Annotated in this window: 11 protein-coding genes; 2 read left to right on the top strand and 9 right to left on the bottom strand. The window is 64.9% G+C overall.

The genetic code is table 11. From position 1 onward, the window contains the following. The 7 genes from RBR29_RS08615 to RBR29_RS08585 all read right to left on the bottom strand — a co-directional run. Positions 1-339, bottom strand: a 339-nt coding sequence (locus RBR29_RS08615; RefSeq protein ID WP_320348625.1) for a nucleotidyl transferase AbiEii/AbiGii toxin family protein, incomplete at its 3' end; no start/stop codon positions are given. After that, entirely contained in the window at positions 336-884 is a 549-nt protein-coding gene (locus RBR29_RS08610; RefSeq protein ID WP_320348623.1) for a type IV toxin-antitoxin system AbiEi family antitoxin, read from the bottom strand. The genes RBR29_RS08615 and RBR29_RS08610, both read right to left, overlap by 4 nt. A gap of 57 nt (positions 885-941) precedes the next feature. Then, the gene (locus RBR29_RS08605) at positions 942-1,625 is read right to left on the bottom strand and encodes an ABC transporter permease subunit (RefSeq protein ID WP_320348622.1); all 684 of its coding nucleotides are present in this window, start codon (positions 1,623-1,625) and stop codon (positions 942-944) included. Beyond that, positions 1,622-2,377, bottom strand: a complete 756-nt coding sequence (locus RBR29_RS08600; RefSeq protein ID WP_320348621.1) for an ABC transporter permease subunit — start codon at positions 2,375-2,377, stop codon at positions 1,622-1,624. The genes RBR29_RS08605 and RBR29_RS08600 overlap by 4 nt, the downstream gene beginning before the upstream one ends. 61 nt (positions 2,378-2,438) lie before the next feature. Continuing rightward, the gene (locus RBR29_RS08595) at positions 2,439-3,257 is read right to left on the bottom strand and encodes a transporter substrate-binding domain-containing protein (protein ID WP_320348620.1); all 819 of its coding nucleotides are present in this window, start codon (positions 3,255-3,257) and stop codon (positions 2,439-2,441) included. Positions 3,258-3,375: 118 nt separating this feature from the next. Further along, a complete protein-coding gene (locus RBR29_RS08590; RefSeq protein WP_320348619.1) occupies positions 3,376-4,740 on the bottom strand; it encodes a potassium transporter TrkG in 1,365 nt (454 codons plus the stop codon). A gap of 45 nt (positions 4,741-4,785) precedes the next feature. Then, on the bottom strand, positions 4,786-5,442 hold the full coding sequence (locus RBR29_RS08585; protein ID WP_320348618.1) for a TrkA family potassium uptake protein: 657 nt from the start codon (positions 5,440-5,442) through the stop codon (positions 4,786-4,788). A gap of 167 nt (positions 5,443-5,609) precedes the next feature. Between RBR29_RS08585 and RBR29_RS08580 the strand changes: the two genes are divergently transcribed. After that, positions 5,610-6,605, top strand: coding sequence for an alkene reductase (locus tag RBR29_RS08580; protein WP_320348616.1), 996 nt, complete (start codon positions 5,610-5,612; stop codon positions 6,603-6,605). Here the strand turns inward: RBR29_RS08580 and RBR29_RS08575 are convergent. Both RBR29_RS08575 and RBR29_RS08570 read right to left on the bottom strand, forming a co-directional pair. Next, positions 6,594-7,055 (bottom strand): GatB/YqeY domain-containing protein, encoded by a 462-nt coding sequence (locus RBR29_RS08575; protein ID WP_320348615.1) that lies wholly within the window; start codon positions 7,053-7,055, stop codon positions 6,594-6,596. The two genes, RBR29_RS08580 and RBR29_RS08575, sit on opposite strands and share 12 nt — an antisense overlap. 33 nt (positions 7,056-7,088) lie before the next feature. Beyond that, positions 7,089-7,853, bottom strand: a complete 765-nt coding sequence (locus RBR29_RS08570; RefSeq protein WP_320348614.1) for an NRDE family protein — start codon at positions 7,851-7,853, stop codon at positions 7,089-7,091. A 175-nt stretch (positions 7,854-8,028) separates the two neighbouring features. On the opposite strand from RBR29_RS08570, the gene RBR29_RS08565 reads away from it, so the two are divergent. Next, positions 8,029-8,887: cache domain-containing protein (locus RBR29_RS08565; RefSeq protein ID WP_320348613.1), on the top strand; the 859-nt coding region annotated here is incomplete at its 3' end.

Below are 8,887 nucleotides of genomic sequence, written 5' to 3'. Positions count from 1 at the left end.
CCTGCCATCGATGGTCTGGATTTCTGGGGCGCGGACGTGCACATCCAGTCCGTAACGCCCCCCCAGGTAGTCTTCCAGGCATTGTTTGATGTCCAGCAGTTTGCGCATCTCCAGCCCGGGGCCGCCAGCGAAATCCAGGTCTTCGGAGAAACGTGGGGCACCGTGACAGAGGCGCAAAGAGGTGCCTCCCTGGAAGGTCAAGGAATCGAGCAGTTTGGCTTCGCTCAGCGCGAACAGAATATCGTAGTGAAAAAGCTCTTTCTCGATGACGGGACGCATGTGGGTGCGCCCGGCGTTTCGCATCGCCAGATCCACCAGTTGATCGAAGTCTTCTTTCATGTTGACGCAAGCACCTCTTCAAGCACCTTGGGATCGACCAGATGCAGATTGCGGCCGACGCGCCGTAGATCGCGCAAGGCGGTCTCGGCCCGGGCCATGCGCAGGGGGCGATCAGTGGAAATTGTGGCTTGGCGCAAATCGGCAGGGTCGCGTTTGGTGTGCACGAATTCGATGGTGCCGTAAGGGGTGCGGATTTCGCCCTCGCGCCCGGTGGTCATGAGGGTGATACGGTCCATGGGGATCTGGGAAATGACGCCATACTCCGACAGCGCGGATTCCAGGCTGATGTAGTTGAGATCGGCGGGGCGTAGCGCGATGGCGACGCGCTCGATCGTATAGCTATCCCGCGACTTTGCGGCGTCATGGACATAGACACCCCGGGCCGCGCGGATCAGGATACCGGTTTCGACCAGGCGAGCCAGACTGGCGGCAAAGGTTTTTTCTGACTCTTCGTGAAAGCAGGCGCGCAGGTGCTGGCGCCGAAAGACATAGCGGCCAGTGTCGTCCAAAGCACGCAGGACGCGGAGGGCTTGGTGCTGATTCATGTCTTTAAGTATACGCCAACACTATTAATATAGGGTATTGGTGTATACCTAAAGCCCTCAATCCCCCGACCGGATCCCCAGGCTGCGTTCCACCAGCCAGGCGCAGCCCAGCAAGGTCACGTTGATGGCCAGGTACAGCACGCCAGCGATGATGAAAGTCTCGACGATCAGGTAGCTCTGGCTCATCAGGCGGCGGGCAAAGCCGGTCAGTTCCATCACCGCGATGGTGGACGCCAGGCTGGTGCCCTTGATGGCCAGCACCAGTTCGTTGCTGTAGGCCGGGAAGGCCTGGCGGATGGCCAGGGGAAAGCGGATGCGGCGAAAGATCTGCAGGCGGCTCATGCCGCAGGACGCGGCGGCGTCCAGCTGGCCGGTGGGCACGGACTGCAGGCCGCCGCGGATGGCCTCGCTCATGTAGGCGCCGCTGTTCAGGGCAATGGCCAGGATGGCGCAGCGTGCGCCGTCGGAAAACAGCCACCACAGGGCAGGCTGCCCGCGCACGAATTCCAGGGTGCCGATGCCGTAGTACAGCAGGAACAACTGGATCAGCAGCGGCGTGCCGCGAAACACGGTGCTGTAGGCAAAGGCGGTGCCCGACACCAGCGGGTGGCGCGTGGTGCGCATCAATGCCGCGCCCAGGCCCAGCAGCGAGGCGAACAGGATGGAGAACAGGCCGATGCGCAGGGTGATCCAGAACCCTTCGACCAGCACGGGGACGGCCTGTTCGAACAGTGCGATCATCGTCCGGCCCCCCGCATGCCGCGGCCGAAATGGCGTTCGGCCCAGACGAACAGCCCCTGGCTGCAGACGCCGATCACAAAATACAGCATGCCAGCCATCAGGTACAGGGCCAGGGGCGCGCGCGTGGCGGCGGCGCCCAGGACGGCGGCGCGCATGAGTTCGACCAGGCCCACCAGGGATACCAGGGCGGTGTCCTTCAGGGCGGCCTGCCAGACGTTGTTGGCGCCGGGCAGGGCATACCAGAACAATTGCGGCAGGGTGATGCGGCGCAGGCACTGGCGGCGGTTCAGGCCGATGGCGCGGGCGGCTTCCAGTTGGCCGGGATCGATGGCCTTGAAGGCGCCGCGAAAGACCTCCACGCTGTACGAGCCCGAGATCAGCGCAATGGCCAGGATGCCGACCAGCATGGGAAACACGGTGCTCATCAGCTCGTCCCATTCCAGCCAGTCGGCCAGGTCGGCGGCGGGCTGCACGGCGCCGAAGAACAGCAGGTAGATGATGAGCAGTTCGGGGACGCTGCGCACGATCAGGGTGTACAGTGCGACCAGCGCGCGGGCGATGCGGTTGGCGCCGGTCTTGGCGGCCGCGCCGGCAATGCCGATGGCCATGCCCAGGCAGATGCCGCAGATGCTGATGAAGACGGTCATGGCCGCGCCGCGCAGCAGCATGCCGCCCCAGCCGGCGCTCAGGATGTCGTGCAGGGTCTGGATCATGGCCTTGATTGAAAACCCCAGGGCGGTGCCGGCAGGCAAAGGCCGGCGGCCCTGGGGGCAGGAGGCCGGCCTTTGTCGGGGCCAGCCATGCGGTCGGGCATTACGGCTTGCAGGCCGCGTAGTTGGACAGGTCTACGCCGAACCATTTGGTGCTGGACGCCTTGATGGTGCCGTCGGCGATCAGTTCGCACAGGGCCTTGTCCACCTTGGCTTTCAGTGCGGTGTTTTTCTGGTTGATGCCGGCCCCGATGCCCAGGCCCAGGATGTCTGGATCGGCGCTGCTCTTGATCACGGCATCGGCCAGGGCGAACTTGCCCTTGCCGGTGGTCTCCAGGAACTGGCTTTGCGGGGTGACTTCGGAAAATGTGGCGTCCAGCCGGCCAGCCGACAGGTCCATCTGCATCTGGTCCTGGGTTTCGTAGCTTTTCAGTTTCATGTCCGGGGCGTATTTCTGCAGATAGGCGCCCTGGGTGGTGCCGCTTTGCACGCCGACGGTCTTGCCTGCCAGGCCCGCCATCAGGGCCTGGGGATCGGCGGCTTTCAGCAGGGCATCGCCCTGGGGCAGCACGAAGGCGGAATCCTCGGTGGCATAGGGGATGCTGAAAGCGATGACCTTGGCGCGTTCTGCGGTGACGGACATGCCCGAGATCACCAGATCGAAACGGTCGGCCTGCAGGGCGGGGATCAGGCTGTCGAAGGCCTGGACCACGAACCGGCATTTCATATCGAGTTTTTTGCACAGGGCCTGGCCGACGTCGGCGTCAAAGCCGGTGACCTTGCCGTTGGCATCGACCATGCTCCAGGGCGGGTAGCCGCCTTCAGTGCCGATTTTCAGTGTGGCGGCCGAAACCGATGTGGCCAGGCCTGCAAGGCCGATGGCGGCGCACAGCGCAGCCTGTCGAGCGATGGAAATCACCATGGAAAGGGTCCTGATAAAAGGTTGGGTTTGGAAAACAGCAGAAAGAGAAATATTAGTACATTGGGGATCGGGGCGGGACGGGCGGCTGCGTGCGCGGCCGCCCGCAGGCTGCAGCGGATCAGCCGATCTGGAGGGTCGTTTCCGGATAGCGCACCCGGCTGTGGCGCTGCGTGCCCAGGCTGTAGACCAGGGTCAGGGGCCCCAGGCGGCCGACGAACATCAGCAGGATCAGCACGGCCTGGCTGGGCCGGCTCAGGATGTCGGTCAGGCCGTGGCTGATGCCAGTGGTGGTAAAGGCCGACATGACTTCGACGACCACGGCAATGAAGGGCTGCTCGTCGAACAGGCTGACCAGGAAAATACCCAGGCAGACCAGCATGCCCGAGACCATCATCAGGGCCAGGGCCTTTTGGATGGTTTCGGGCGCAATGGCGCGGTGCATCAGCACGACTTCCTTGCGCTGCAGGACATAGGCGCGCACGACGGCCAGCAGGACGATGAAGGTCGCCAGTTTGATGCCGCTGGCCGTCGATAGCGAACCACCGCCGATGAACATCAGACCGGCCAACAGAAAATTGGTGCTGTCGCGCAGCTGGCCGATGTCCATGCTGGAAAATCCCGCCGTGCGGGTCGCCACGACCTGGGTCCAGGCGGCAAGGCCCTGGCTGGCGGCCGGCAGCGCGCCCAGGGTATGAGGATTGCGCGCTTCGATCAGCCAGAACACGGCAAAGCCGACCAGGTTCAGGCACAGTGTGCCGATCAGCATCAGCCGGGTGTAATAGGCCAGCGCGGCCCAGCTGCGTTTCTGGTGGATGTCGGCCAGCACGCTGAACCCCAGCCCCCCCAGGATGATGCAGCCGGTCACGACGAAAGTCGTGACCGGGTCGCCGGAAAACGCGGCCAGGCTGCCGGGAAACAGCGACATGCCAGCGTTGTTGAATGCGGATACGGCATGAAACCCGGCCAGCAGAAAGGCGTGTTCCAGGCTGTCGTGGCGCCACCACCAGAGCGTCAGGATCAGGATGGCGGCGCCCTCGATCGCCAGGGAAAATTTCAGCACGGTCACGGCGGTCTGGCGGATGCGGGCCACGCTGGTCTGGTTGAAGGCTTCCAGCGCCAGGGCCTGGTATTTCAGGCTGACGCGCTTGCCCAGCGTCAGGGTGGCGATGATGGCGAAGGTGACGAAACCGATGCCCCCGATCTGCACCAGGGCCAGCAGCACGGCCTGGCCAAAGAAGCTCAGGTCCGTGGCCGGATCGACGACCATCAGGCCGGTGACGGTGACGGCGGACGTGGCGGTGAACAGCGCCTCGAATACGCCAAAGGGCTGGCGCTGTGCGATCGGCAGGGACAGCAGCGCGGTCCCGAGCAGGATCAGGACGAGGAAACTGCCGGCCAGGACGGCGGGCGGGCTGGCTTGCAGTTGGCCGGTGTGGCGCGCCTGGCGGTAGGCCTGCAGCGGGTGAATGTGGATGCGGGCCATGTGGTCAATCCGGGCGATCGGGGCAGGGGGACATGGGGCGGGGGATCAGCTCAGTTTTGGCGCGGCGGTTTTCAGGTGATGCAGCGGGCCGAACAGGATCAGCGTGTCCTGGGCGCGCACCACGAACTGATCCGTAGGATGCACGGTGGTCTCGCCCTTGCGCTTGACGGCCAGGGCATGGATGGCGCCAGGGGGTTCGGTGGTCAGGGCATCGCCCAGGGTGCGTCCGTCCAGTTGCGCGCTGGCCTCGATTTCGACCACGAAATCGCCATTGCCCAGGGAAATGTAGTCGTTGACCATGGGGTAGCTGAGCACCTGGGCGATGCGGATGCCCATTTCTTCTTCCGGGTGGATGATGCGATTGACACCCAGCTTGGCCAGGATCAGGTGATGCGCCCGCGAAGACGCCTTGACCCACAGCGTTTTCACGCCCAGGGATTTCAGGTGGACGGTACAGACCAGGCTGGCCTGTACGTCTTCGCCGATGGCGATCAGGACCATGTCGTATTCGCTCAGCCCCAGTTCGGCCAGCGCATCGCGGTCGGTGACGTCGGCGATGGCGGCGCGGGTCAAGCGGTCGGCGACTTGGTCAATGGCGCGGCCGTCGGCGTCCACGCCCAGGACCGAATGGCCCAGCCGCATCAGTTCCAGCGCGGTGGCGCTGCCGAAACGGCCCAGTCCAATGACGGCGAATTGTCCCATGATGTTCCTTCGTGTGGGCCCCGACTGGCGTTGCAGCCATGGTCAGGGAGATAAAAATCTGGTAAAAACCCTGATGGATTTTTTTATGAAATTGATATCTGGATGGTGCGTTGCAGCAATTCACAACCGGAACCGCGCTGAGCCAGCCCCGTTTTTTCCCGCATGATATGACAAGTTTGTTCGATCCGGTCAGGCTGGGGGAAATCGAACTGCCCAACCGCATCGTCGTGGCGCCTTCGGCCGGGACGTGGTCGGTGCATGGCCGCGTGCCTGACGAGGGCATGCGCGCGTATTATGCCCAGCGTGCCGACGCTGGCCTGATCCTGGCCGGGGCGGCTTCGGTCTCGCCGCTGGGCATCGGGCATCCGGATACTCCCGGCATCTGGAATTCCGTCCAGGTCCGGGGCTGGCGGTTGGTCACGGATGCGGTACACCAGCGGGGCGGGCGGATCGTGCTGCAGCTGTGGCATGCGGGCCGGGTATCGGATCCTGAATATCTGTCGGGCGAAATGCCCGTAGCGCCCAGCGCCATCGCCTGCGGGCGCGGGCCGTGTCCGCCGCCCGGGGGCTTTGTCGTGCCGCGCAGCCTGCGGCTCGATGAAATCCGTCGGGTGATTGCGGATTTTGAACAGGCGGCCCGTCACGCCTGGCAGGCGGAATTCGACGGCGTGGAAATCCATGCCGGGGATGGCTATCTGATCGACCAGTTCCTGCACGATGGTTCCAACGGGCGGCAGGATGACTATGGCGGTTCGATCGGCAAGCGCAGCCGCTTTTTGCTGGAAATCGTCGATGCCTGCGCCGGCATCTGGGGTTCGGGGCGTGTCGGGGTGCATCTTTCGCCACGTGGCGATCGCCACGACATGCGTGATTCGGACCCGGTGGCGCTGTACCGTCATGTGGCCCACGAACTGGGCCAGCGGCGTGTCGCCTTTGTCTGCGTGCGCGAACACGAGGGCGCGGACGCGCTGACGCCGGTGATCCGGGATGCGTTCAGCGGCGCGCTGGTGCTCAGCGAAGGCTATGACCCGGATTCCGCGCTGCGCGCCGTCCAGGCAGGGCAGGGCGAAGCGGTCGCTTTTGGCCGGGCGTTCGCGCGCAACCCCGACCTGGTGCGGCGCATCAGGGCCGGGCAGGCCCTGGCGCCGGGGTCAACTATTTAGTTTTGCACGGACCTGGGCGGATACCGCCGCCATGTCAGCACGGCCAGCCAGGGCTTTTTTCAGCTGGCCCATGATGGTCCCCATGGCGGCGCCGCCTTGCAGGCCCTGGCTTGCAGCCTGGGCGCATGCGGCATCGATGGCGGCGGAAATTTCCTGGGGCGTGGCCCCCTGGGGCAGGAAAGCCTGCAAGATGTCCAGTTCGGCGCGTTCCTGATTGGCGCTGTCGGTGCGGCCCGCCGATTCAAAAGCCGCGATCGATTCGCGGCGCTGCTTGACCTGTTTTTCGATGATGGCCAGGATGGCGGCGTCGTCGGGCTCGGTGCGTTCGTCCACGGCTTTCTGTTTGATGGCGGCCTGCAGCAGTCGCAGGGTGCCCAGGCGGATGCTGTCGCGCGCGCGCATGGCGGCCTTGACGGCGTCGGAAATCTGGCTGGCGAGCTCGGTGCTCATGGATGTGTCCTGTAGGGCGTGCAAAGCGGTATTCTACAACCGCCAATCATGGCGTTCGAACGGTCTGCCCGCCGCATCGTAGCCTTGCTCGCAGAACAGAAACCGGCCGTTGGCGGCCCTGGTCAGCACGGTCGAACAACGAGTGCCGTAGTCCGGGCTGATGATGAAGGGGCTGCTCAGCAGGCGTTCTCGTTCCAGGGAAAGGCCGGTGGCGGGCAGTCGGGCGTCTGCTGCCGGGGTGGTGTCGCGCAGCCGTTCCAGGACGATTTCGGGCGTCGCTGCCCAGGCCGGTGGCGGCAGGGCGTCCAGCGCGGCACGCAGCCGCGCAGCCTTGGGCCAGGGGGTATCGAGCAGATGGTTCGACAGCACGTAGCGGCCGGGTTCCAGGCGGCGGGGCGTGCGGGCGGGATCGCGGTTGCCCAGGTACCAGGCCTGGTGTGTGTCGCCGACGATCAGGTTGAAACCCGCCCAGTCATCTGCTCGGGCGGCGATCGAGGCGATCCAGGCGGCCGGGTCGTCTTGGCTGAGCAGGAAATCGCGGACCAGCAGCCCGCGTGAAGGCGCGCCGGGCGGTGCGGGCCGTCCGGGTTCGCGGTAGTTGGTCAACAGGGCGTAGCGGCCATCCTCGGTCATCCCCATCCAGGTGCCGCCGCCCAGCAGGTCGCGGCCGGCGATGAGGTGCGGGGCCAGGGGCCAGGGGCCTGCCGCCTGGGTGGGCCGGGTGTGGAATTCGTCGCGGTTGGCGGCGATCAGCAGGGGCCATTCGGGGGCCCCCAGGGACAGGTAGGCAATGCACATGACTGTGGTCCGGCGTGACAAGAGTCGCGGAATATGGCCGTTCTTTGACCGCTTGGCGCAACCCCCCCAATCGTATACTGATTTCACATCCATTACGCTGTGACCCGCCATCGGCCAGCCAGAAATCAGGCTGCCGGCAAGGTCCGGGACGCGGGCAATCAAAGGGGGAATCACCATGTCACGGTCATTACGGGCCTGGATGCGCACGACAGAATTCAAATTCGCCTTGTTCACGCTGGTGGCGATTGTCGGCATCGCCGTGCTGACGGCTTCCCTGTTGTGGATGGAACGCAATGCCTTGCTGCAGGAACGCCAGACCGGCGCACGCCAGGCCGTCGAGACGGCCTACGGGGTGATCACTTACTACCACCGGCTGGCCGAAACCGGCACCCTGACCGAAGAACAGGCCAGGCAGCAGGCCATGGATGCCATTCGCGGCATGCGCTACAGCGGCGAGGAATATTTCTGGATCAATGACAGGGTGCCGCGCATGGTGATGCACCCGATCAAGCCCGAACTCGATGGCCAGGAACTGGGGGGCATGCAGGACCCCAATGGGTTCAGGCTGTTCATCGCCTTTGTGGACACCGTCAAGGCCAGCCCGACGCACGATGGCTATGTCTACTACCTGTGGCCCAAGCCGGGGGTCGACAAGCCGGTCGAAAAAGTTTCCTATGTCAAGGAATTCGCGCCCTGGGGCTGGATTCTGGGTTCGGGCGTGTACCTGGACACGGTCGATGCCGTCGTGTGGGGGCAGGCGGGCGGTTTCGCGCTGGCGTCCGCCACCCTGGCGCTCATCCTGCTGGCCCTGGGCTGGTTCCTGTCGCGCCGCCTGGTGCGCCAGCTGGGCGGCGAGCCCGATACGGTCATCCAGATCGCCGCTCGCATGTCGCAGGGCGATCTGCGGGTGGACATTCCGGTGCGCCCCGGGGATGAAACCAGCCTGATGCATGCCATGCGGACCATGCGCGACGGCATCGCCCAGGCGGTGGCCCAGGTTCGCCAGGGCGCCGAATGGATCGGCCAGTCCGTCA

Source organism: Castellaniella sp. (assembly GCF_034007085.1).
Taxonomy (GTDB): Bacteria; Pseudomonadota; Gammaproteobacteria; order Burkholderiales; family Burkholderiaceae_B; genus Castellaniella.
Note: the sequence above shows the minus strand (reverse complement) of the source record. Positions and strands in the feature narration are given on the sequence as shown.

Bases quoted from the DNA above. Each gene is read 5' to 3' on its own strand.
- RBR29_RS08610 (WP_320348623.1), bottom strand. From the start codon at position 884: ATGAATCAGCACCAAGCCCTCCGCGTCCTGCGTGCTTTGGACGACACT.
- RBR29_RS08605 (WP_320348622.1), bottom strand. From the start codon at position 1,625: ATGATCGCACTGTTCGAACAGGCCGTCCCCGTGCTGGTCGAAGGGTTC.
- RBR29_RS08595 (WP_320348620.1), bottom strand. From the start codon at position 3,257: ATGGTGATTTCCATCGCTCGACAGGCTGCGCTGTGCGCCGCCATCGGC.
- RBR29_RS08590 (WP_320348619.1), bottom strand. From the start codon at position 4,740: ATGGCCCGCATCCACATTCACCCGCTGCAGGCCTACCGCCAGGCGCGC.
- RBR29_RS08585 (WP_320348618.1), bottom strand. From the start codon at position 5,442: ATGGGACAATTCGCCGTCATTGGACTGGGCCGTTTCGGCAGCGCCACC.
- RBR29_RS08580 (WP_320348616.1), top strand. From the start codon at position 5,610: ATGACAAGTTTGTTCGATCCGGTCAGGCTGGGGGAAATCGAACTGCCC.
- RBR29_RS08575 (WP_320348615.1), bottom strand. From the start codon at position 7,055: ATGAGCACCGAGCTCGCCAGCCAGATTTCCGACGCCGTCAAGGCCGCC.
- RBR29_RS08570 (WP_320348614.1), bottom strand. From the start codon at position 7,853: ATGTGCATTGCCTACCTGTCCCTGGGGGCCCCCGAATGGCCCCTGCTG.